The organism is Streptomyces sp. NPDC013455 (assembly GCF_040632975.1).
Classification (GTDB): domain Bacteria; phylum Actinomycetota; class Actinomycetes; order Streptomycetales; family Streptomycetaceae; genus Streptomyces.
In genome coordinates this window covers 39,759-62,316 of sequence record NZ_JBEYCX010000026.1, presented here as the reverse complement: position 1 = coordinate 62,316, position 22,558 = coordinate 39,759, and the positions used below count along the sequence as shown (strand labels likewise).

19 protein-coding genes and 1 riboswitch are annotated in these 22,558 nt (G+C 70.7%); of the genes, 10 read left to right on the top strand and 9 right to left on the bottom strand.

The features are described 5' to 3' along the window. Positions 1-40: 40 nt before the first annotated feature. From ABZ576_RS30925 to ABZ576_RS30910, 4 genes are all read left to right on the top strand, one after another. Positions 41-1,096 carry a MerR family transcriptional regulator gene (locus ABZ576_RS30925; protein ID WP_360748175.1) on the top strand — a complete coding sequence of 352 codons (1,056 nt, stop codon included), beginning with the start codon at positions 41-43 and terminating at the stop codon, positions 1,094-1,096. 121 nt (positions 1,097-1,217) lie between these two features. Beyond that, positions 1,218-1,766, top strand: a complete 549-nt coding sequence (locus ABZ576_RS30920) for an RNA 2'-phosphotransferase (RefSeq protein ID WP_360748172.1) — start codon at positions 1,218-1,220, stop codon at positions 1,764-1,766. A gap of 125 nt (positions 1,767-1,891) precedes the next feature. Then, positions 1,892-2,794, top strand: coding sequence for an LLM class flavin-dependent oxidoreductase (locus ABZ576_RS30915; protein ID WP_360748169.1), 903 nt, complete (start codon positions 1,892-1,894; stop codon positions 2,792-2,794). A 234-nt stretch (positions 2,795-3,028) separates the two neighbouring features. Next, on the top strand, positions 3,029-3,901 hold the full coding sequence (locus ABZ576_RS30910; protein ID WP_360748166.1) for a Cof-type HAD-IIB family hydrolase: 873 nt from the start codon (positions 3,029-3,031) through the stop codon (positions 3,899-3,901). Positions 3,902-3,950: 49 nt separating this feature from the next. Here ABZ576_RS30910 and cydD read toward each other — a convergent pair whose 3' ends face one another. The 3 genes from cydD to ABZ576_RS30895 form a co-directional block, all read right to left on the bottom strand. Next, entirely contained in the window at positions 3,951-7,592 is a 3,642-nt protein-coding gene (gene cydD, locus ABZ576_RS30905; RefSeq protein WP_360748163.1) for a thiol reductant ABC exporter subunit CydD, read from the bottom strand. Positions 7,593-7,653: 61 nt separating this feature from the next. Next, a complete protein-coding gene (gene cydB, locus ABZ576_RS30900) occupies positions 7,654-8,673 on the bottom strand; it encodes a cytochrome d ubiquinol oxidase subunit II (RefSeq protein ID WP_360748160.1) in 1,020 nt (339 codons plus the stop codon). Between the two features lie 15 nt (positions 8,674-8,688). After that, on the bottom strand, positions 8,689-10,197 hold the full coding sequence (locus ABZ576_RS30895; RefSeq protein WP_360748157.1) for a cytochrome ubiquinol oxidase subunit I: 1,509 nt from the start codon (positions 10,195-10,197) through the stop codon (positions 8,689-8,691). 208 nt (positions 10,198-10,405) lie between these two features. On the opposite strand from ABZ576_RS30895, the gene ABZ576_RS30890 reads away from it, so the two are divergent. After that, positions 10,406-10,810 carry a cyclophilin-like fold protein gene (locus ABZ576_RS30890; protein WP_360748154.1) on the top strand — a complete coding sequence of 135 codons (405 nt, stop codon included), beginning with the start codon at positions 10,406-10,408 and terminating at the stop codon, positions 10,808-10,810. Between the two features lie 78 nt (positions 10,811-10,888). Here the strand turns inward: ABZ576_RS30890 and hisC are convergent, their stop codons facing one another. Next, complete coding sequence (gene hisC, locus ABZ576_RS30885; RefSeq protein WP_360748151.1) at positions 10,889-11,968, bottom strand: histidinol-phosphate transaminase; 1,080 nt, start codon at positions 11,966-11,968, stop codon at positions 10,889-10,891. Between the two features lie 454 nt (positions 11,969-12,422). On the opposite strand from hisC, the gene ABZ576_RS30880 reads away from it, so the two are divergent. The 3 genes from ABZ576_RS30880 (at position 12,423) to ABZ576_RS30870 (ending at position 15,870) form a co-directional block, all read left to right on the top strand. Then, positions 12,423-13,535: a LacI family DNA-binding transcriptional regulator gene (locus tag ABZ576_RS30880; protein WP_360748148.1), complete on the top strand. Its 1,113-nt coding sequence runs from the start codon at positions 12,423-12,425 to the stop codon at positions 13,533-13,535. Positions 13,536-13,751: 216 nt separating this feature from the next. Then, a complete protein-coding gene (locus ABZ576_RS30875) occupies positions 13,752-14,831 on the top strand; it encodes a metallophosphoesterase (RefSeq protein ID WP_360748145.1) in 1,080 nt (359 codons plus the stop codon). 181 nt (positions 14,832-15,012) lie between these two features. Next, positions 15,013-15,870, top strand: coding sequence for a hypothetical protein (locus ABZ576_RS30870; RefSeq protein ID WP_360748142.1), 858 nt, complete (start codon positions 15,013-15,015; stop codon positions 15,868-15,870). 202 nt (positions 15,871-16,072) lie between these two features. On the opposite strand, the gene thiC is transcribed toward ABZ576_RS30870, so the two are convergent. Then, positions 16,073-17,857 (bottom strand): phosphomethylpyrimidine synthase ThiC, encoded by a 1,785-nt coding sequence (thiC, locus tag ABZ576_RS30865; protein ID WP_360748139.1) that lies wholly within the window; start codon positions 17,855-17,857, stop codon positions 16,073-16,075. Beyond that, positions 17,850-18,026: riboswitch (TPP riboswitch) on the bottom strand. It overlaps the preceding gene by 8 nt. Positions 18,027-18,097: 71 nt before the next feature. Between thiC and ABZ576_RS30860 the strand changes: the two genes are divergently transcribed. Continuing rightward, a complete protein-coding gene (locus ABZ576_RS30860) occupies positions 18,098-19,615 on the top strand; it encodes a YibE/F family protein (protein ID WP_360748136.1) in 1,518 nt (505 codons plus the stop codon). A 108-nt stretch (positions 19,616-19,723) separates the two neighbouring features. On the opposite strand, the gene ABZ576_RS30855 is transcribed toward ABZ576_RS30860, so the two are convergent. The 4 genes from ABZ576_RS30855 to ABZ576_RS30840 form a co-directional block, all read right to left on the bottom strand. Next, entirely contained in the window at positions 19,724-20,161 is a 438-nt protein-coding gene (locus ABZ576_RS30855; protein WP_360748133.1) for an SsgA family sporulation/cell division regulator, read from the bottom strand. A 99-nt stretch (positions 20,162-20,260) separates the two neighbouring features. Next, the gene (locus tag ABZ576_RS30850; RefSeq protein WP_360748130.1) at positions 20,261-21,037 is read right to left on the bottom strand and encodes an IclR family transcriptional regulator C-terminal domain-containing protein; all 777 of its coding nucleotides are present in this window, start codon (positions 21,035-21,037) and stop codon (positions 20,261-20,263) included. Positions 21,038-21,409: 372 nt separating this feature from the next. Next, complete coding sequence (locus tag ABZ576_RS30845; protein WP_360748127.1) at positions 21,410-21,622, bottom strand: DUF5326 family protein; 213 nt, start codon at positions 21,620-21,622, stop codon at positions 21,410-21,412. A 132-nt stretch (positions 21,623-21,754) separates the two neighbouring features. After that, positions 21,755-22,072 carry a cupin domain-containing protein gene (locus ABZ576_RS30840; protein WP_100827154.1) on the bottom strand — a complete coding sequence of 106 codons (318 nt, stop codon included), beginning with the start codon at positions 22,070-22,072 and terminating at the stop codon, positions 21,755-21,757. A gap of 104 nt (positions 22,073-22,176) precedes the next feature. On the opposite strand from ABZ576_RS30840, the gene ABZ576_RS30835 reads away from it, so the two are divergent. Next, entirely contained in the window at positions 22,177-22,554 is a 378-nt protein-coding gene (locus ABZ576_RS30835) for a phage holin family protein (RefSeq protein WP_360748124.1), read from the top strand. The last annotated feature ends 4 nt before the right edge of the window (positions 22,555-22,558 follow it).

Genomic DNA, 22,558 nt, shown 5'->3' with positions numbered 1-22,558 from the left:
GAGCAGAGCGACAGCTCCGGCACCAGGAAGGGAAGTGCCCGTGCCCGACTCCCCGGCCCCCCGCACGTACCGCATAGAAGACCTCGCCCACCACACGGGCACCACCGTGCGGACCATCCGCGCCTACCAGGACCGCGGTCTGCTCCCCCGTCCCGAGCGCCAGGGCCGCGCCAACCTCTACTCCGAGGCACACGTCACCCGTCTCCGCCAGATCGCCCACCTCCTCGACCGCGGCTACACGCTCGCCTCGATCAGGGAACTCCTGGACGCCTGGGACACCGGCCGCGGCCTGGGCGGTGTCCTCGGCCTGGTCACCGAGGTGGAGGGCCCGTGGACGGACGAGCAGCCCGACCGTGTCACACGCGCCGAGCTGCACGCCCGCTTCGGCGGCGCGTCCGAGGGCGGCGCCGTGACCGAGGGCGGCGCCGTGACCGAGAACGGCGCCGCGACCGAGAACGGCGCCGCGACCGAGAGCGGCGCCGTGACCGAGGATGATGCCGTGACCGAGGATGATGCCGTGGCCGAGGCGGTGGATCTCGGCGTACTGGAGCCGGTAGACGGCGATCCGGACGCCTTCCTGGTGCCCAGTCCCCAACAACTGGCGGTGGCGGCCGAGTTGCACGCTGCCGGTGTCCCGCTGTCCGCCATCGCCGGCCACCTGCGGGAGTTGAGGGGGCAGGTCGAGCACATCGCGGACCGTTTCCTGGAGTTCACCACCGAGTACGTCTTCGCACGCTACCTGGACGACCCGGGCCACCGGACCGACGCGCACGCGGCGGAAGCCGCCTCGCTCGTCCGTCGGCTGCGCCCCCTGGCCCAGCGGACCGTGGACGCGGAACTGGCGCGCGCAATGCGTGCGTTGGCGACGCGCCGGCTGCGCACCCACCTCGTCACGCCGCAGTCGCTCGATCCCCCTTACGGTACGCGCTCCGTACCACTGCCGGCGGAGACGATCCGCGCCGTGGAAAGGCTGGTGGGCCGGGAGCGTGTCGCGGACTTCGTCACACTGGCGGCCGAACGCGAGCTGCACGCACGGGCGTTGGACGATCTCGCCACATCGCCACGGAACCGTACGGACGTTCACGAAACACCATGAGCCGCAGACCAGTTGTCCACAGGTCCGCCAATTGGCTTGTGGATAACCGCACTTGCTTGTGGATCAAACCTCCCGGCGAAAACAACCTGCGTGATCCGCGTCTCTCGCGCACGCTGGACCCATGGACGAACGACGCACCGTGAAGGTGTCGAAGTACCTCTCCCGGCACCTGCGCCACCAGCCCGGGCGCATCGGACTCACACCGGACCCGGGCGGCTGGGTGGAGATCGACGCTCTGCTCGCCGCGGCCACGGCCCACGGATTCCGGTTCACCCGGGAGGAACTGGACCACGTGGTCGCCACGAACGACAAGCAGCGCTTCGTGATCGAGGACGGCAGGATCCGCGCCAGCCAGGGCCACAGCATCGAGGTCGACCTGGGCCTGCCGCCGGCGACCCCGCCGCCGCACCTCTACCACGGGACGGTCCCCGCCCGCCTGGCCGCGATCCGCGCGGAGGGCCTGCGGCCCATGAACCGGCACGCCGTCCACCTCTCCGCCGACCGGGAAACCGCCACTCGCGTCGGCGCCCGCCGGGGCCGGCCCGTGGTGCTGACCGTCGACTCCGGCACCATGCACCGCGACGGGCACGTGTTCCACCTCAGTGCCAACGGGGTCTGGCTGACCGCGGCCGTACCCCCGCAGTACCTGCGTTTTTCCGGCCCGCACTGAACACGCGCGCGGGACGGACCCCCGTCCGGGCGACGGAGTCCGGCAGCCTGCTCGCACCGTGGCGGGGCAGCCGCGCACGGTGACCGTTTCGTCCGTTGTCCGTGGGGCCGCTTACGCTCGGACGCATGAGTCTGCGTCTGAGCACCGTGATCCTGCCGTACCGCCGCTGGCACGAAGGCGGCCGCTCGGCCTGGGTGCGTGCCGAGCAGCTCGGCTTCCACACGGCGTACACCTACGACCACCTGTCCTGGCGCACCTTCCGCGACGGCCCCTGGTTCGGCGCGATCCCGACCCTGACGGCGGCAGCCGCGGCCACCGACCGGCTGCGCCTCGGCACGCTGGTCACCTCGCCGAACTTCCGCCACCCGGTGACCCTCGCCAAGGAGCTGATCTCCCTGGACGACATCTCCGGCGGCCGGATCACCCTCGGCATCGGCGCCGGCGGCACCGGTTTCGACGCCGGCGCCCTCGGCCAGGAGCCGTGGACCCCGCGTGAGCGGGCCGACCGGTTCGCCGAGTTCGTCCCCCTGCTCGACCGGCTGCTCACCGAGGACGCGGTGTCGTACGAGGGCAGGTTCTACTCGGCGCACGAGGCGCGGAACATACCGGGCTGTGTGCAGCGCCCGCGGTTGCCCTTCGCGGTGGCCGCCACCGGCCCGCGCGGCCTGAGGCTCGCCGCACGGCACGGCCAGGCATGGGTGACCACCGGCGACCCCAGGCTGTACGAAACGGGCACCCCCGAGCAGTCGGTCGAGGCGCTGCGCGGCCAGATGGACAAGCTCTCCGAAGCGTGCGCGGCCGCCGGGCGGGACCTGACCGAGCTGGACAAGGTGCTGCTCACCGGCTTCACCCCGGACCGCGGCCGCCCGCTCCAGTCCCTGGACGCCTTCGTGGACTTCGCCGGCCGCCACCGTGAGCTGGGCTTCACCGAGATCGTGATCCACTGGCCCATCCCGGACTCCGACTTCGCCGCGGACGAGAAGGTCTTCGAGCAGATCGCCATGGAGGGCCTCGCCCAGCTGGACTGACCCACCGGACAGACGGGCCGAACCGACGGGCCGAACCGACGGGCCGAACCGACGGGCCGAGCCGACGGGTCGGACAGACGGGCCGAACCGACGGGTCGGACAGATGGACCGAACCGCCCGGCCGGACCGAGATGGACCGAACCGCCCGGCCGGACCGCCCGGCCGGGCGTCACCTGCGTCTCATCCGTGCGGAGTCCCGCACGGTCGTGCGGATGTCTGCGCGAGAATGGCCGGGTGACCTCAGCGACCAGACAGCCCGGGACCCCTGCCGCCGCCCTTCCGGCGCGGCTGATCGCCACCGACCTCGACGGCACCCTGCTGCGCGACGACAAGTCGGTCTCGCCACGGACCGTCGCCGCGCTGGCCGCCGCGGAGGAGGCCGGCATCGAGGTCTTCTTCGTCACCGGCCGGCCCGCCCGCTGGATGGACGTGGTCAGCGATCACGTCCACGGCCACGGCCTCGCGATCTGCGGGAACGGAGCCGCCGTGGTCGACCTGCACGGCGGCCCCGGCGCCCACCGGTTCGTGAAGGTCCGCGAGCTGGCCCGGGACAACGCCCGCAACGCCGTACGGCTGCTGCGCGAAGCCGCGCCCGGCACGGTGTTCGCGGTGGAGCAGACGTACGGCTTCCAGCAGGAGCCCGACTATCCCAAGCTCCACCTGGAGATACCCGACAACCTCCTGCCCGCCGAGGAGCTGCTCGCGGCCGACGGCCCGGACGCCGACCAGCCCGTGCTCAAGATCCTCGCCTACCACCCCTCCCTCGACCCCGACGCCTTCCTGACCCTGGCCCGCCTGGCGATCGGCGACCACGCCAACGTCACCCGGTCCAGCCCCAGCGCCCTGCTGGAGATCAGCGGCCCCGGCGTCTCCAAGGCCAGCACGCTCGCCCTGTGCTGCGCCGAGCGCGGCATCTCCCACGAGGAGGTCGTGGCCTTCGGGGACATGCCCAACGACGTCGAGATGCTCACCTGGGCCGGCCAGTCCTACGCGATGGGCAACGCCCACCCGGACGTCGTCGCCGCCGCGTCGGGCCGTACGGTCGCCAACAACGACGACGGTGTCGCGGTGGTGATCGAGCAACTGCTCGCCGACCGCGCTCCGTAGCGCCCCTCCCGCCTGCCAGGCCCGCGCGCGGAAGCGCCGGCAGGGGCCCTCACCGCGCCCCTGCCGGCGCTTCCGCCTCGGCCTCCCGCCGCGCCATCTCCCGCAGCGGCCCGGCCTCGGCGACCAGCGCGTCGTACGGCCCCCGCTGCACGACCCGGCCCGCATCGAGCACGACCACCTCGTCCACCGCGGCCAGCCCCGCCAGCCGGTGGGTGATCAGCAGTGTCGTACGGCCCTGGGTGGCGGCCAGCAGATCGGCGGTCAGCGCGTCGGCCGTCGGCAGGTCCAGGTGCTCGGCGGGCTCGTCCAGGACCAGCACGGGGAAGTCGGCCAGCAGCGCGCGGGCCAGCGCCAGACGCTGCCGCTGCCCGCCGGACAGCCGCGCCCCGTGCTCGCCGACGAGCGTGTCCAGGCCGTCGGGCAGCGAGTCAACCCAGTCCAGCAGCCGCGCCCGGCCCAGTGCCGCACGCAGCTCGTCCTCGGTGGCGTCCCTCCTGGCCAGCAGCAGGTTCTCGCGCACCGAGCTGTCGAAGAGGTGCGCGTCCTGGGCGCACAGCCCGACGAGCCGCCGTACGTCGTCCCCGGACAGCGCGCACGCGTCCACACCGGCGAGCGTGTACGAGCCCGCCGCCGGATCCAGGAACCGCAGCAACACCTGCGCGAGGGTCGTCTTGCCGGATCCGGACGCCCCCACCACGGCGACCCGGCGCCCGCGCTCCAGGGTCAGGTCGACCCCGGCGAGCGCCTGCCGCCGCTGTCCCGGGTACCGGGCGGTCAGCCCCTTGACGACCACCGGGAACGGCGAGGCGGGCGCATGCCGGGGCGTCCGCGGCTCGCGTACGGGCTCCTGGGCGTCCAGCACCTCGTACACGCGCTCCGCGCTGCGCCGCACCCGCTGCCGGTACCGCACGGCGAGCGGCAGTCCCAGTACGGCCTCGAAGGCGGCCAGCGGCGTCAGGACGACCACGGCCATCGCCACGCCGCTCAGCCGGCCCGCGGCCACCGCCTGGGCACCGAGGAACGCGGTGGCCGTGACGGTCAGCCCGGAGACCAGCGCGGTCAGCCCGTCGCCGAGCCCGGTGACGGCGGCGGCGCGCGCGGCGATGCGGGTGAGGGTGCCGTCCGCCCGCCGGGCCGCGTCGGTACGGGCCGGCAGCGCACCGGCGACGGTCAGCTCGGCCGTGCCGGTGAGCAGGTCCGTCACGCGGGTGGCGAGCAGGCCCCGGGCGGGCGCCAGCCGCCGCTCGGTGCGCCGGGCGGCGGTCGCGGTCAGCAGGGGAACGCCGACGCCGGCCGCCAGCAGGCCCGCCGCGAGGGCGGCACCGGCCTCGGGCAGCAGCCAGGCCGTGAAGCCGACGGAGGCAGCGGAGACGGCGAGGGCGACGCCGGCGGGCAGCAGCCAGCGCAGCCAGTAGTCCTGGAACGCGTCCACGTCCGCGACCAGCCGGGTGAGCAGATCACCGCGCCGGACACCGCGCAGCCCGGCGGGCGCGAGCCGCTCCAGCCGCCGGTACACCGCCACCCGGGTGTCGGCCAGCATCCGCAGCACGGCGTCGTGCGACACCAGCCGCTCGGCGTACCGGAAGACGGCCCGCCCGATCCCGAAGGCCCGGGTCGCCGTCACGGCCACCATCAGGTAGAGCACCGGCGGCTGCTGCGAGGCCCGCGAGATGAGCCAGCCGGAGGTCGCCATGAGCCCGACGGCACTCCCCACCGCCAGGCTCCCCAACAACCACCCCGCCCAGAGCCGCCCGGACCGCCCCCCACCCATCCCCCGAACCCGCCCAAGCACACCCCGCCCGGCCCCCACCACTCGTCCATCCAGCCCACGCCCCCGCACCCCCACCGCATCTCCATCCGGCACAAGGCCCCCAGGCCCCGCCGCTCCTCCATCCGGCCCACCCCAGCCAGCCCCCGCCCGCCCACCATCCAGCCCACCGAGTCGGGTGGTGGGTGGGCAAGGCCGGGGGTCCAGGGGGCGGAGCCCCCTGGGTGCCCGACTGTCCCCCGGGTACCTGACCAGCGCCGCCCCTTCCAGGACCCCGCCCCTCTCCACAACCCGGCCCCCCTCCAACCGCACCACCCGATCGGCCACCCCCAACAACGCAGGCCGATGCACGACGAGCAACACGGTCCGCCCCACCGCAAGCCTCCGCACCGCCGCGACGACGTCCCCCTCCGACGCCCCGTCCAACGCGGCCGTCGGCTCATCCAGCAACAGCACAGGCCGGTCCGCCAGAAACGCCCGGGCCAGCGCGAGCCGCTGCCGCTGCCCCGCCGACAGTCCCGCCCCGTCCTCCCCGAGCACGGTGCGGACCCCCTCCGGCAGCGCCGCCACGAACTCCCACGCACCGGCGTCCCGCAGAGCCCGGCGCACAGCCTCGTCGTCGGCATCGGGACGAGCCAGCCGGACGTTCTCCGCGATGGTCCCGGCGTACAGGTGCGGCCTCTGCGGCACCCACGCGATCCGTGACCGCCACTCCGCCGGATCGAGGGAGGCGAGATCGGCACCCCCGATCCGCACCCGCCCCCCGGTCGGCCGTACGAACCCCAGCAACACGCTGAGCAGGGTCGACTTGCCCACCCCGCTCGGCCCCACGAGCGCCACGGTCTCACCGGGCTCGACGGTGAACGACACATCGGTCACCGCATCCGAGGCACGCCCCGGATAACGGACGGTGACGCCCTCGAAGGCCACCGCGCCCTCCGGCACCGACCCGGCCCCGGACACCGGTACCGGCGTCTCCAGCACGGCGAAGATCTCCTCCGCCGCCGCGAGTCCCTCCGCCGCCGCGTGGAACTGCGCCCCCACCTGACGCAGCGGGAGATAGGCCTCGGGCGCCAGTACCAGGATGACCAGCCCGACGTACAGATCCATCTCGCCATGCACGAGCCGCATCCCGATCGTCACGGCGACCAGCGCGACGGACAGCGTGGCAAGCAGTTCCAGGGCGAAGGAGGAGAGGAAGGCGATCCGCAGGGTGCGCAGGGTGGCCTGCCGGTACTCGCCGGTGATCCGCCGGATGGACGCGGCCTGCGCCTTGGCCCGGCCGAACACCTTCAGCGTGGGCAGTCCCGCGACCACGTCCAGGAAGTGGCCGGACAGCCGGGACAGCAGCCGCCACTGACGGTCCATCCGGGACTGTGTCGCCCACCCGATCAGCATCATGAAGAGCGGAATCAGCGGCAAGGTTCCGACGATGATCGCCGCCGACACCCAGTCCTCGGTGACGATCCGCGCCAGCACCGCCACCGGCACGACCACGGCGAGACCCAGCTGCGGCAGATACCGCGCGAAGTAGTCGTCCAGGGCGTCGACCCCGCGCGTCACCAGGGTGACCAGCGAGCCGGTGCGCTGCCCGCTCAGCCACCCGGGCCCGAGCGCTGCGGCCTGGTCCAGAAGCCGGCCGCGCAGCTCCGACTTCACGGCCGCGCTCGCGCGGTGCGCAGCAAGTTCGGTGAGCCACGCGACAACCGACCGTCCCACCGCCACGGCAGCCAGCAGCAGCAGGGGACTGCCCAGTTCAGCGGCCGCGTACCCGTGCTGGAAGGCTCCGACAACGACCTCGGCGACCAGCATCGCCTGGGCGATGACCAGTCCCGCACCGACGGCCCCGAGGCCGACGACCACCGCGAGGAAGAGACGGGTGGCACGGGCGTACCGCAGAAGGCGTGGGTCGATTGGTTTCACGTGAAACACCCTTCGGTCCAGAGGGGGTGTTTCACGTGAAACACCCCCTCTCCGGCCGGACTCAGTGCGCGGCGCCGGCAGCGGCGTCGGGAGCGATGTGCTGCGTGCCGATCCGCTTGCGGAACACCCAGTACGTCCAGCTCTGGTAGAGCAGCACGAGCGGAGTGGCGATGGCCGCCAGCCAGGTCATGATCTTCAGGGTGTACGGGCTCGACGAGGCGTTGGTGACCGTCAGGCTCCAGCCCTCGTCGAGGGTGGAGGGCATGACGTTCGGGAAGAGCGACAGGAAGAGCATCGCCACGGCGGCCACGATGGTGACACCGGACAGTGCGAACGCCCACCCTTCACGCCCTGCCTGGTTGGCCACCAGGGCGGCGGCCAGGGCGCCGACGGCCACGATCAGGGCCACCAGGCTCGTACCGTCGCCGCTGTCGGCCTGCGTCCACAGCAGGAACGCGAGCGCCACGACGGCCGCGACCAGGCCGGCCCACCGGGCCAGCCTCCGGGCCCGCGCCCGGATGTCCCCGACGGTCTTGAGCGCGGTGAACACCGCCCCGTGGAAGGTGAACAGTGTCAGTGTCACCAGCCCGCCGAGCAGGGCGTACGGGTTGAGCAGATCCCAGACGCTGCCGACGTACTCGAAGTTCCGGTCGATCTTGACGCCCCGCACGATGTTGCCGAAGGCGACACCCCACAGGAAGGCCGGGAGGAGCGAGGTCCAGAAGATCGCCGTCTCCCAGTTGCGCTGCCAGTTCTCCTCCGGCCGCTTGGCCCGGTACTCGAAGGCGACGCCCCTGACGATCAGACAGACCAGGATGAGCAGCAGGGGCAGATAGAAGCCGGAGAACAGGGTGGCGTACCACTCGGGGAAGGCGGCGAAGGTCGCGCCGCCCGCGGTGAGCAGCCAGACCTCGTTGCCGTCCCACACCGGCCCGATCGTGTTGATCAGCACCCGGCGCTCCGGCCGGTCGCGGGCGAGCAGCTTGGTGAGGATGCCGACCCCGAAGTCGAAGCCCTCCAGGAAGAAGTAGCCGGTCCACAGGACGGCGATCAGGACGAACCAGACGTCGTGAAGTTCCATGACTGTCCCCTCGGCCTAGTACGAGAAGGCCATCGGCTTGTCGGCGTCACGGTGGTCGCCGCCGATCTTCGTGGGCGGGTTGAGGTCGGCCTCGGTCAGCTCGGGCGGGCCGGCCTTGACGTACTTCGCCAGCAGCTTGACCTCGACCACGGCGAGGATCGCGTACAGCGCCGTGAAGACGGTCATCGAGGTGATGATCTCGCCCTGCGAGACACCGGGGGAGACCGCGTCCCGGGTTTCCAGCACGCCGTAGACGACCCACGGCTGGCGTCCCATCTCGGTGAAGATCCAGCCCCAGGAGTTGGCGATCAGCGGGAAGGCCAGGGTCCAGATCGCGATGCGCCAGTACCAGGTGGTGAGCTTCGGGCTGAGTGCCTTGTTCTTGAACAGGACCAGGTGCGGCACCTCGTCCTCGCCCACCCGCAGGTGCTGCGGCAGCATGAACTTCTTGCGAGTCAGCCACAGCCCGGCCAGGCCGATGGCGAAGGAGGTCATGCCGAAGCCGATCATCCAGCGGAAGCCCCAGAAGGTGACGGGGATGTTGGGCCGGTAGTCGCCCGGCCCGAACTTCTGCTGCTCGGCCTTGTTGATGTCGTTGATGCCGGGGACGTACGAGGTGAAGTCGTCGTTCGCCAGGAAGGACAGCAGGCCGGGTATCTCGATGGCGACGCTGTTGTGGCCCTTCTCCACGTCGCCGTAGGCGAAGACGGAGAACGGCGCCGGCCTCTGGCCGTCCCAGAGCGCCTCGGCGGCGGCCATCTTCATCGGCTGCTGCTTGAACATGACCTTGCCGAGCAGGTCGCCGCTGACCGCGGTGAGCAGACCGGCGATGACCACGGTGACCAAGCCGAGCCGCAGCGAGGTCTTCATCTCCCGGATGTGCTTCTTGCGGGCCAGGTGGTAGGCGGCGATGCCCACCATGAAGGCGCCACCGGTCAGGAAGGCCGCGGACAGCGTGTGGAACGCCTGGTTGAGCGCGGTGTTCTGGGTCAGCACGGCCCAGAAGTCGGTGAGCTCGGCGCGCCCCTTGACCTTGTCGATCTTGTAGCCGACCGGGTGCTGCATCCAAGAGTTCGCCGCGAGGATGAAGTACGCCGACAGGATCGTGCCGATCGAGACCATCCAGATGCAGGCCAGGTGGATCTTCTTGGGCAGCTTGTCCCAGCCGAAGATCCACAGGCCGATGAAGGTCGACTCGAAGAAGAACGCGATCAGCGCCTCGAAGGCGAGCGGAGCGCCGAAGATGTCACCGACGAAGCGCGAGTAGTCCGACCAGTTCATGCCGAACTGGAACTCCTGCACGATGCCGGTGACCACACCCATCGCGATGTTGATCAGGAAGAGCTTGCCCCAGAACTTGGTCGCCCTGAGGTACTTCTCCTTCTCCGTGCGCACCCACGCCGTCTGGAGCCCTGCGGTGAGGGCCGCCAGGGAGATCGTCAGCGGGACGAACAGGAAGTGGTAGACGGTGGTGATGCCGAACTGCCAGCGCGCCAGTGTCTCCGGCGCCAAAGCCAGGTCCACGTCGTCACTCTCCTTACTACGCCGTGGTACAGCGGCGGTTTGCCCCGTCTGTCAGGGACATACAAGGCAAACGGGATGCGCTTGTGAACGCGTTCACATTCACAAGCCATTATGACGCACTGATTTTCGGCCCGGGGAGGGGGGTCCCCCCTTCGCCTTTCCGTCAAGACCTTGGCAGCGACTTCAACGTCTTGTTGAATTGCGCGCCATGCAGATACGCATTTCCTGGCCCGCGGGCAACATCACCGCGACCCTCGACGCAAGCAGCCCGACCACGCAGGCCCTCGCCAAGGCACTGCCCCTCGCTTCGACCGCGCGCACATGGGGTGAGGAGGTGTATTTCGACACAGGCGTCGCTGTTTCACGTGAAACGGGCGCCCGTCAGGTCGTGGAACCGGGCACGGTGGCCTTCTGGACGGACGGCGACGCCCTGGCCCTGCCCTACGGACCCACGCCGATCTCGCAAGGCTGGGAACTCCCCCGAACCGAGTTCGGGGGAGAGTGCCGCCTCGCAAGCCCGTGCAACATCCTCGGCAGCCTCGATGGGGACGCCCGCCTCCTGGCGACCGTACGATCCGGCGATCCCATCCGGGTGGAACTGGTCCAGGAGTAGCCCCCCGGCCGAGCTGGAGTCCCTGCGCACCGGCAGTTCAGGCACACCAGAGCGCAGGCACCGCAGAACTCCCGCGAACTAAAGCCCCTTGCGGAACGCTTCCGCCACCTTCAGGAAGATGTCGTTCGCCTCGGCCTCCCCGACCGTGACCCGCACACCCTCGCCCGGGAACGGCCGGATCACCACACCGTGCTCCTCGCAGGCCTGTGCGAACGCGACCGTGCGCTCCCCCAGCCGCAGCCACACGAAGTTGGCCTGCGTCTCCGGCACCGTCCAGCCCTGGGCCCGCAGCGCGTCGACCACGCGCGTACGCTCGCACACCAGCGAGCCGACCCGGCCCAGCAGCTCGTCCTCGGCCCGCAGCGAGGCGACCGCCGCGTTCTGCGCGAGCTGGCTCACCCCGAACGGCACCGCCGTCTTGCGCAGCGCCGCCGCCACCGGCTCATGGGCGATCGCGAAACCGACGCGCAGCCCGGCCAGCCCGTACGCCTTGGAGAAGGTCCGCAGCACACACACGTTGGGCCGCTCCCGGTACAGCTCGACACCGTCGGGCACCTCGGAGTCACGGATGAACTCCCGGTACGCCTCGTCCAGCACCACCAGCACATCGCCGGGCACCCGGTCGAGGAAGCGCTCCAGCTCGGCCCGGCGCACCACCGTGCCGGTCGGGTTGTTGGGGTTGCAGACGAAAATCAGGCGCGTCCGGTCGGTGATCGCGTCCGCCATGGCGTCCAGGTCGTGCACATCACCCGGAGTCAGCGGCACCTGCACCGGGGTGGCACCGCTGATCCGCGTGATGATCGGGTACGCCTCGAAGGAGCGCCAGGCGAACATCACCTCGTCGCCCGGGCCGCTGGTGGCCTGGATCAGCTGCTGGGCGACCCCGACCGAGCCGGTGCCGGTGGCCAGGTGGGAGAGCGGGACGCCGAAACGATCCGACAGCTCGTTCATCAGCCCGGTGCAGGCCATGTCCGGGTAGCGGTTGAAGTCGCAGGCCGCCGTGGTCACGCTCTCCAGCACACCCGGCAGCGGCGGGTACGGATTCTCGTTGGAGGACAGCTTGTAGGCGACCGGTCCGCCGGCCGCGGCCGGCTTGCCCGGCCTGTAGGTGGGGATACCCTCCAGCTCGGCGCGCAGCTTGGGGCTCGTCTCGCTCACCGCAGTCCTCCTCGCGACCACCGGCGGACCGTCGACACCGCCGGCTTCCAATACTCCTCACCTTATGAGGATTCGGCCCGACTGCGTACAGGTGCGGGTGGACGGGAACGCGGCAACCGCCTCCGCGAGGGGCCGGTGCACCGCCTCACCCACCGGCATCAGGGGCATCACCGCATGAAGGCGTACGTTTCGGGGGGCGCGCCGTACATATATCTACGCGCCGGTGGCTTGCGCCCTGGCGCGCGTCCCCCGTGAAGGTGAGTTGAGACCTCTTCGATACCTCGGGCACTTGGCAGGCCCATACGCGTCGACGAGACACGTCTTACTATTGGATCCGTCAACTACCTTGCTTTCGCAGGGAGTTGACCCTTCATGACCATGCAGAAACGTGCCTGTCAACGCGTGCATATGCGTCCGCACTACCCCACCGCATGAGCCCTACTATCGGCTCGCCATGACAGCAGCAGGGAAGCACCAGGTGAGCCGCGCGGAAACCTCACGTCGAGGCAGTCGGCCGGGTCGGGCGGGCATCAGAGACGTCGCCGCCGCCGCCGGGGTCTCCATCACGACCGTGTCCGACGCCCTCAACGGCAAGGGCCGGCTCCCGGATGCCACCCGGCGCCATGTGCGCGAGGTCGCCGACCGGCTCGGGTACCGCCCCTCGGCCGCCGCCCGTACCCTCCGTACCGGCAAGTCGGGTCTGATCGGCCTGACCGTCACGACGTACGGGGATGAACCTTTCACCTTCACGGAGTTCGCGTACTTCGCCGAGATGGCCCGGGCCGCCACCTCGGCCGCGCTCGCCCGCGGCTACGCCCTGGTGATCCTGCCCGCGACCTCCCGCCATGACGTCTGGTCCAACGTCGCCCTGGACGGCACGGTCGTCATCGACCCCTCCGACCAGGACCCGGTGGTCGGTGAGCTCGTACGGCAGGGCCTGCCGGTCGTCTCCGACGGCCGTCCGGCCGGCGCGCTGCCCGTCACCGCCTGGGTCGACAACGACCACGAAGCCGCCGTACTCGGCATCCTCGACCACCTCGCCGCCGCCGGCGCCCGCCGCATCGGCCTGCTCACGGGCACGACGACGGACACGTACACCCACCTGTCGACCACCGCCTACCTGCGCTGGTGCGAGCGTGTCGGACAGGACCCGGTCTACGAGGCCTACCCCGCGCACGATCCGTGCGCGGGCGCCGTCGCCGCCGACCGGCTGCTCGCCCGCCCCGACCGTCCCGACGCGGTCTACGGACTGTTCGACCCCAACGGCACCGACCTGCTCGCCGCCGCCCGCCGCTACGGCCTGCGCGTCCCCGACGACCTGCTGCTGGTGTGCTGCAGCGAATCGACGGTCTACGCCAGCACCGAGCCGCCGATCACCACGCTCTCCCTGAAACCGCGGCGCATCGGCACCGCGGTCGTCCAGCTCCTCATCGATGCCATCGAGGGCGTCGAGTCCGAGCAGCCGGTCGAGCAGGTGATACCGACGGAGCTGATCGTGCGCACGTCCTCCCAGCGGCGGCCGCAGCGCACGACGGTCAGCCCGCCGAGGACACCGGACGAGAAGTAGCGCCGGGCCGGCCGAGGACCCGGCCGGTCCACAGCTGGTCGAACACCCACCCAAACGGGGCGAAAGCCGCGGTGAACTGGAGTCTTGTTCGGATTCCCACCCCTGGGTCATCACACGGCGCGACGCGCATTCCTATGATGGGCCCACGACACCGTGGACCGCTGCGACCAGGCAGTCCGAAGCGGTGCAGATGCGGCGCGATGGTGGAGGGGTCTGATGACTCAGGGGGCCGGTCAGGGACCCGAGGCGGAGCGGACGGCGACGCTGCGCGACTTCCGGGTACCCGCGTACGTCCACGAGACCGGTCCGTACGTCCGTGGCGTCCACCCCGGCGACGCCGTCCCGGCCGCCGACGAGGCGTACCCCGAGGGCTACACCCCCACCCAGCGCGACCTGCCCGTCATCAACCGCGGCGACACCCTCCAGGTCCCCGTGGAGCCCGCCCCCGCGGCCCCGGCCCCGCAGCCCGCGGCCGGCCCCGGACCGCTCTACGTCGTCGGAGACGTCCACGGCTACCTGGACGAGCTGGTCACCGCCCTGCAGGAGCAGGGCCTGATCGACGCCTCCGGCCAGTGGTGCGCCGGCACCACCCGGCTGTGGTTCCTCGGTGACTTCACCGACCGCGGCCCGGACGGCATCGGCGTCATCGACCTGGTCATGCGCCTGTCCGCCGAGGCGGCCGCGGCGGGCGGCTACTGCAAGGCCCTCATGGGCAACCACGAGCTGCTGCTGCTCGGCGCCAAGCGGTTCGGCGACACGCCCGTCAACTCCGGCGCGGGCACCGCCACCTTCCAGGCGGCCTGGCTGCTCAACGGCGGCCAGAAGACCGACATGGACCGCCTCCAGGACCACCACCTCCAGTGGATGGCCCGCCTCGACGCCGTCGAGGAGGTCGACGGCTATCTGCTCCTGCACTCCGACACCACCGCCTACCTGGACTACGGCGACTCCATCGAGGCGGTCAACGACACCGTCCGCGAGACGCTGACCCGCAACGACGCCGACGAGGTCTGGGACCTCTTCCGCAAGTTCACCAAGCGCTTCTCCTTCCGCGACGAGGGCGGCGCGGACGCCGTGCGCTCCCTCCTCGATACGTACGGCGGCACCCGGGTCGTTCACGGACACAGCCCCATCCCCTACCTCCTCGGCGAGGTCGGCTCCGAGGACGGCGAGGAGGGCACCGGCCCGGTCGTCGAGGGACCGCACATCTACGCCGACGGTCTGGCCATCGCCATGGACGGCGGAGTGACCATGGCCGGAAAACTGCTGGTCCAGCAACTCCCGCTGGATATCTGAGCGTTCTCGGGGCAGGCGTCCCCCGGTCGCGTACGCGCAGGCCGGGACGCGAATTCCGGCAATCCCCTGTCACCGTGCGCCGTCACGGCTCTACCATCGGCTTATCCGTAGCAGGCTCCCCTCCGTTTCTGCCCGACGGCTCGCCGGCGTGCGAGCCCCAAGCCCTACGGAGCATCGGGGGATGCACATGAGAAGCGTTCCGCAGCACCTGAGGAGCGAGGACCGACAGGACTTCGAGCGGCTCCTCGATGAGGCGCTGCGCTCCGCACCGAACCGACCGGAACCGGCCGCTGCCGGACAGCGGCTCAACCCCGAACAACTGCGCACCATGGCGCTCGACGCCGCCGCCCTGATCACGGCAGCCGCGGCGGCCGAGTACCAGCACTACGTCAAGGTCCGCGACCAACTGCGCCACCCGGCGCCGCTCGCCCCGCCGGCCGCCGACAACTCCGATGCCGGGCCGACCGGTTCGGAGGTCACGGGCCTCGCCACCGCCCTCGGCGAGGCCGCCGAGAACACGGGCGCGGGCGCCACCGCGGTCATCGCCGTCCTGGCACCCATCCTCTCCGGAACCGCCGCGGTGCTGTTCCTGCTCGTCGGTTACCTCCTGAAGATGCTGGACCCCGGGCAGACCATCGCCCGGACCATGCTCACCACCGGCTGGGTGTTCGGCGCCATGACGGCGGCAGCGATCCTCGTCGCCGCCGTCGGGCTGGTGCTCACCGCGCTGCGCAACAGCACCCCGGCGGACGCCCGGGCCCAGGACGCGGCGCACGAAGAGCTGGCCAGGGCACGAGAGGCATGGCGGGACGCCCTGCTGCAGCGCGGCATCCTGCCCTTCCTCCAGGAGGCGCTGGCCGGTCCCGGCCCGGCCGCCGTCCCCCACACGGCCCCACCCTCACCGACCGGCCGCATACCGCGCCTGGGCTACGGCCGCCCCGGCTTCAGCAGCCCCGACGCCGGCACCGGTCGCCCGAGCTACACCAGTCCCGACTACACGAGCCCGGACTTCGGCGGTCCGGAGCACCAGCCCGACTAGCCCGGCCTCACGCCGCACAGGGCCCGGCCCGGCGTCCACCGCGGGGCGTGGGCCGGCCGCCACGGCGTGAGGGTGTCCGGCGGGCCGAGCGGCGTGGTACCACCACCCGGCCGGCCGCGGACCCACCGCCCCGCGCCGCACCAGCCGCCCGCTGCGGGCCGTCCGGTGCGGCGAGTCCACCGCGCGCCGGTCGGCGACCGTCTCAGTCGGCGATCGGCAGATAGACGCGGTTGCCGGCGGCCGCGAACTCCTTGGACTTCTGGGCCATGCCCTCCTCGATCTCGCCCCGGCTGCCGCCGTGCTCCCGCCGGATGTCCTGCGAAATCTTCATGCTGCAGAACTTCGGGCCGCACATGGAGCAGAAGTGGGCCGTCTTGGCGGGCTCGGCCGGCAGCGTCTCGTCGTGGAACTCCCGTGCCGTCTCCGGGTCGAGGGCGAGGTTGAACTGGTCCTCCCACCGGAACTCGAAGCGCGCGTCCGACAGGGCGTCGTCCCACTCCTGCGCGCCCGGGTGTCCCTTGGCGAGGTCGGCCGCGTGCGCGGCGATCTTGTAAGTGATGACGCCGGTCTTCACGTCGTCCCGGTTGGGCAGGCCCAGGTGCTCCTTGGGCGTGACGTAGCAGAGCATCGCCGTGCCCCACCAGGCGATCATCGCGGCACCGATGCCGGAGGTGATGTGGTCGTACGCCGGCGCGACGTCCGTGGTCAGCGGGCCGAGCGTATAGAACGGAGCTTCATCACAGATCTCCTGCTGAAGGTCGATGTTCTCCTTGATCTTGTGCATCGGGACGTGACCGGGGCCCTCGATCATCGTCTGTACATGGAAACGCCTGGCGATCCGGTTGAGTTCCCCGAGCGTCTTCAACTCGGCGAACTGCGCCTCGTCGTTGGCGTCGGCGATCGAGCCGGGCCTCAGACCGTCGCCCAGCGAGTACGTGACGTCGTAGGCGGCGAGGATCTCGCAGAGCTCCTCGAAGTTCTCGTAGAGGAACGACTCCTTGTGGTGCGCCAGGCACCACGCGGCCATGATCGACCCGCCGCGCGAGACGATGCCGGTCTTGCGGTTGGCGGTGAGCGGGACGTAGGGGAGCCGGACACCCGCGTGGACGGTCATGTAGTCCACACCCTGCTCGGCCTGCTCGATGACCGTGTCCTTGTAGATCTCCCAGGTCAGTTCCTCGGCCTTGCCGTCGACCTTCTCCAGTGCCTGGTAGAGCGGCACCGTGCCGATGGGCACGGGGGAGTTGCGCAGCACCCACTCGCGGGTGGTGTGGATGTTGCGGCCGGTGGACAGGTCCATGACCGTGTCGGCGCCCCAGCGGGTCGCCCACGTCATCTTCTCGACCTCCTCCTCGATGGAGGACGTCACCGCGGAGTTGCCGATGTTGGCGTTGACCTTCACCAGGAACCGCTTGCCGATGATCATCGGTTCGATCTCCGGGTGGTTCACATTGGCCGGCAGCACGGCCCGGCCTGCCGCGATCTCCTCGCGGACCACCTCTGGAGAAACGTTCTCCCTGATGGCCACGAACTCCATCTCCGGCGTTATCTCGCCCCGCCGCGCGTACGCGAGCTGGGTCACCGCCTCGCCGTTGCGGCCCCGGCGCGGCTGACGCGGGCGCCCGGGGAAGACCGCGTCCAGGTTCCGCAGCCCGCCACGCGGCGCGGTGTGCTTGATCCCGTCGTCCTCGGGACGGACCGGACGGCCCGCGTACTCCTCCGTGTCCCCGCGGGCGACGATCCAGTTTTCCCGCAGCGGCGGCAGGCCCCTGCGGACATCCGTGTCCAGCAGGGGATCGGTGTACGGGCCTGACGTGTCGTACAACGTGACCGACTGCCCGTTGGTGAGGTGCACCTGGCGGACCGGCACGCGCAGGTCGGGGCGCGAACCCTCGACGTACGCCTTGTGCCAGCCGATGGACTTCCCGGCCTCCTGGGACTTGTCGTCCTGAACAGAGGCAGGCGTGCGTGCGTCCTTGTTGGTCATGAGACCTACTCCCTACGCCGGCATTACCCGGTAACAGGTTCGGCGGTCGACGCAGCGGTGTCCGTCTGCCGACATCTCCGTGGAACTGCGTTCGTTCCACGTGAAACATCGTGTCTACGGAGGTCAGCGCCCTCTCAGCCCGGTGCTCCGAGCTCCCGCGTGTGCAAAGGTGCCTCCACGCTAGCGTCATGTGTGGCGCGGTGAACAGTGGGCCCCCACGGTTCTTGCGATGATCGGGTGGTGACCAGGATGGAGCAGTACCCCTACCAGCCGCCGGAGCCGCATCGCCGAGACGGCTCGGGACAGGCCTTCGGACCCGGCCACGGAGCCCCTGACGGCGGCCGTGGTACCGGTCCGGGAAACGGCTCTGCCCCGCTCCACGGGGACTCGGGTGCCGGCTCGGGCACCGGCGGTGACGGCCCCGGGCACCACGGGCCCGCGGGTCACGGCCACCAAGGCCACGCGCACAGCCACAGCCACGGCCCGGCCGCTCCGGTGTCCCAGCATCTGCGCAAGGTCATCGCGGCGGTGCTGATCCCCTTCACCGCGGCGGTCCTGGTCGGCCTCGTGGTGCTCTGGCCCGGAGGAGCGCCCTCCCACAAGCGCACCGGCGTGGGCTTCGACCGGCAGACCCAGCAGGCCACGGTCACCCGGGTCGTCGAGGTCGACTGCAAGTCGGTGAACGCCTCCGGTGCCACCCCGACCGGTGACACCTCCACCGCGGAGGGCAGTTCGGCGCAGCAGCAGGCCGACGGGACCTGCAAGAAGGCGACCATCCGGGTCGACACCGGCAAGGACAAGGGCCGTACGTTCACCGAGATCGTGCAGCCGGACCAGTCACGGCAGCTGGAGCAGGGCGAGAAGGTCGTGGTCGCCTACGAGCCCTCCGCTCCGAAGGACCTCCAGTACGCGGTGACCGATGTGAACCGCTTGTTCCCCATGATGCTGCTCGCAGGGATCTTCGCCGTCGCCGTCGTCGTGGTGGGCCGGCTGCGCGGCCTCATGGCACTGGTCGCCCTGGCCGTCAGCTTCCTGGTACTGACCCTGTTCATCCTGCCCGCGATCCTGCAGGGTTCGAACCCGCTGCTGGTAGCCGTGGTCGGGTCGAGCGCCATCATGCTGATCGCCCTGTACCTGTGCCACGGCCTGTCGGCCCGGACATCGGTGGCGGTGCTCGGCACCCTGATCTCCCTGTCGCTGATCGGCGTGCTCGGCTCGCTCTTCATCGGCTGGGCCGCGCTCACCGGCAACACGGACGACAACACCGGCCTCATCCACGGCCTGTATCCGTCGATCGACATGAGCGGTCTGCTGCTGGCCGGCGTCATCATCGGTTCGCTCGGCGTGCTGGACGACGTGACGGTGACCCAGACGTCGGCCGTGTGGGAGCTGCACGAGGCCAACCCCTCGATGGGCTGGCGCGGGCTGTACCGGGCGGGCATCCGCATCGGCCGCGATCACATCGCCTCCGTCGTCAACACCCTCGTGCTCGCCTACGCCGGTGCCGCACTGCCGTTGCTGCTGCTGTTCTCGATCGCGCAGAGCAGCGTCGGGACCGTGGCCAACAGCGAGCTGGTGGCCGAGGAGATCGTGCGCACGCTGATCGGCTCGATCGGTCTGGTCGCCTCGGTCCCGGTCACCACCGCGCTGGCCGCGCTGGTCGTCTCGGCCGACCGGCCCGCCCCGGCTGCCGCGTCACCTTCCGGGGCTCAGCCGGCCGCGGCGCGCGGCGGCCGGGGCCGGCGTCGGAAGCGGTGAGCCGGGTGCGGCCCGGAGAGGGGAAGCAGGGTGGAGCCCCGCTGAAGAAGCGTTCCTGCACACGTCCACGCTGCACGACCGAGCGTCCCGCACTCGTGCCGTAACGCTTCAGCCGGCGCTCTGTTCCTCGGCCAGGATGCGGTCCAGGGCCTCGTCCAGATGAGCGTCGAAGTCGGCGAGCGCACCTTCCTGGCCGAGCGGCACGAGCTTGTCCGTCCGGTCGAGGAAGGCAACGAGCGGTGGCGCGGACGAACGGAACAGCGCCCGGTCGCTGCCGACCTGAAGCCGGATCAGCACCTCGCCCAGCACCTCCGCATCGGCGGGGGCGATGTGCACATCCCCCTCGCCACACGGTCGGCCGACCCCGTCGATCAGCAACTCCCGCCCGAACGCCCAGGTCACCGGCGCATCACCGGGCAGATGGAAGGTGAGCCGCACGGCATACGGATCATCGGTCTCGTAGCGCAACTCCACCGGGATGCGGAAGGAGAGCTCCTCCGACACGAGAAAGCTCATCATGACTTCTGCCTGTACGGACTCGCGCATCGGTTACCCCGTCATATGACGTCGACTGGCCGGGATCAATCCTTCTGACCGTGGTCAAATCTAGCTGAACGTACACGACAGATCACAAGGAGTAAGTTTTCAGATACTGATAGAGAGCGTGAGAGACCCCAGATGCCGCCCGATCTCGGCCTGCAGCCGGTGGGCGGCGGGCAGCAGCCGGTCGGCCTGGTGGGCGGGGAGGGAGATGGCCATGGTGGCGGCCGTGGTGCCGACCGTGATCGGCACCGCCGCGCAGACCGTCCCGACGGCGTACTCCTGGCGCTCCACCACCGGTTCCATGCGCCGCATCCTCGCCAGCCGCCGCAGGAGGGCGTCGTTGTCCCGCACGGTGTACGGGGTGAGGGGCTGGGCGGGATACCGGGCGAGGTGGTCACGCCGCGCGTCCTCGTCCAGCTGGGAGAGCAGGCACTGCCCGATCGCGTGCGCGTGGCCGGTCTCACGGAAGTCCGCCCACTCCTCGACCGCGGGCGCGTCACGGGAGTCGGAGACGCACATGACCTCGATCTCCCCGTCCCGGTACATCGCGTAGTACACCGGCACACCGATGGAATCGCGCCAATGCGCGAGCGTGTCCGCCACCATGCTGCGACGTTTCTGCTGCGCTCCGCTGCGGCCCAGCCGCTCGGCCGCCTCCCCGAGGAAGAACAGCCCCTTCTCCCGGTGCAGATAGCCCTCGTGCACCAGGGTGCGCAGCAGGTGGTACGTCGTCGGCAGCGCGAGGCCGGTCTCACGGGCGAGCTGTTTGGCGGGGGCGCCGTACGCATGCGCGGCAACGCTCTCCAGCAGGCGCATGGCGCGCTGGACGGACCCGATGAGCGTGGCGGTGGATGCCGTCGCACCCGGTGGTTCCGGCACGCCGACGGAGGAAGCCGGAAGGACTCGGTCCGGCGCGTGCGGCGGGTCGGGCAGGTCCGCCGCACGTGGCCCGCCAGGGACGGGCCGGACGGCCGGTCGCTGGAGAGGAGCCGCGCACGGGGGCGGCGGGGCGGGGGGGAGGCGGAGTTCTGCCGGTGCGGTGTCAACCGTGGCCAAGGGTCACTCCCGAAGGGCGAGGGGCAGCCCGTGCGGGGAAAGAGCACGGAGGGGGGACTGCGCCCCACGGGGCCTGACCCCGCGGGGAGTTCCGGACTCTAACCGCCGGCCACCGCGTGCAGACGGCTCCCTGGAAAACTTCCCTCCCCCGAGGGAACCGGTGCTCCCGTCACGGGTCACCGGCCCCCTGATGCCTCACCAGTCGCTGCGCGACGCGGAGTTCCCCATGAACTTGCGCACGACGTAGATCAGTCCGCCGACCAGGGCGACGAAGACCAGCACCTTGAAGAGCAGACCGATCACGAACCCGACCACGGTCGCTATCAGGCCCCCGAAGACGACCAGGGCGATGACCGGCACCGCGACCCACTTCACCCACCACGGCAGCCCCGCGAAGATCTCTCGCATCGCCCTTGTCCTTTGCGTCTCGTGCGTCTTGTCTGTTCGCACTCGATGCTAGGGCCGCGCAGGGGGCCGGCGGGGGCCTCGCATCCCTTGTCCTCCCCTGACCCGTCCCCTAGGGATGCCCGGGGCCCGCCCTCACGCCTCCGGCGGAGAGAACACGACGAGCACCCTGAGGTCCTCGCTGATGTGGTGGAACTTGTGCGCGACCCCGGCGGGCACGTAGACGACGCTGCCCCGCGCCACCTGGGTCGTCTCCAGACCGACCGTGATCGAGGCCCGGCCGCTGACCACGAAGTACACCTCGTCCTGGTTGTGCGGCTTCTGCGGGTCGTGCTCGCCCGCGTTCAGGGCGTACAGACCGACCGACATGTTCCGCTCGCGCAGGAACTGCAGGTAGGCACCCTCGTTGGCGGCCCGTTCCGCCTCCAGTTCGTCCAGCCGGAAAGCCTTCATCGCCGCTGCCGCCCTCGCCTCACCACTCGCCGGTCCCCTGCTCGCCGTCACACCGCTCGCCGCCCATCCGGCCGGCGCGCGTCCGGTCTGCCACGATCAGACACATGAAGAATTTCGTAGTCAAGACGATCGCCAATGCGGGTGCCCTGGCGGTCGCGGTGTGGCTGCTCGACAAGATCACCCTCACGGGTGACAGCACCGCCAAGAAGGCCGGCACACTGATAGTCGTCGCGCTGATCTTCGGTCTGGTGAACTCCCTGGTCAAGCCGATCGTAAAGGTCCTCACCTTCCCGCTCTTCATCCTGACCCTGGGCCTGATCACCCTGGTCGTCAACGCGCTGATGCTGCTGCTGACCTCCTGGGTGTGCGACAAGCTCGACCTGAGCTTCCACGTGGAGGGCTTCTGGACGGCCGTCCTCGGTGGCCTGATCATCTCCGTCGTCTCCTGGGCGCTGCACATCGTCCTGCCCGACGAGGACTGACCGC

Excerpts from the sequence above, each read along its gene's own strand:
- ABZ576_RS30920 (WP_360748172.1), top strand. The coding sequence starts at position 1,218 with ATGGACGAACGACGCACCGTGAAGGTGTCGAAGTACCTCTCCCGGCAC.
- ABZ576_RS30915 (WP_360748169.1), top strand. The coding sequence starts at position 1,892 with ATGAGTCTGCGTCTGAGCACCGTGATCCTGCCGTACCGCCGCTGGCAC.
- cydB (WP_360748160.1), bottom strand. The coding sequence starts at position 8,673 with ATGGAACTTCACGACGTCTGGTTCGTCCTGATCGCCGTCCTGTGGACC.
- ABZ576_RS30890 (WP_360748154.1), top strand. The coding sequence starts at position 10,406 with ATGCAGATACGCATTTCCTGGCCCGCGGGCAACATCACCGCGACCCTC.
- ABZ576_RS30880 (WP_360748148.1), top strand. The coding sequence starts at position 12,423 with ATGACAGCAGCAGGGAAGCACCAGGTGAGCCGCGCGGAAACCTCACGT.
- ABZ576_RS30875 (WP_360748145.1), top strand. The coding sequence starts at position 13,752 with ATGACTCAGGGGGCCGGTCAGGGACCCGAGGCGGAGCGGACGGCGACG.
- ABZ576_RS30870 (WP_360748142.1), top strand. The coding sequence starts at position 15,013 with ATGCACATGAGAAGCGTTCCGCAGCACCTGAGGAGCGAGGACCGACAG.
- thiC (WP_360748139.1), bottom strand. The coding sequence starts at position 17,857 with ATGACCAACAAGGACGCACGCACGCCTGCCTCTGTTCAGGACGACAAG.
- ABZ576_RS30855 (WP_360748133.1), bottom strand. The coding sequence starts at position 20,161 with ATGCGCGAGTCCGTACAGGCAGAAGTCATGATGAGCTTTCTCGTGTCG.
- ABZ576_RS30845 (WP_360748127.1), bottom strand. The coding sequence starts at position 21,622 with ATGCGAGAGATCTTCGCGGGGCTGCCGTGGTGGGTGAAGTGGGTCGCG.
- ABZ576_RS30840 (WP_100827154.1), bottom strand. The coding sequence starts at position 22,072 with ATGAAGGCTTTCCGGCTGGACGAACTGGAGGCGGAACGGGCCGCCAAC.
- ABZ576_RS30835 (WP_360748124.1), top strand. The coding sequence starts at position 22,177 with ATGAAGAATTTCGTAGTCAAGACGATCGCCAATGCGGGTGCCCTGGCG.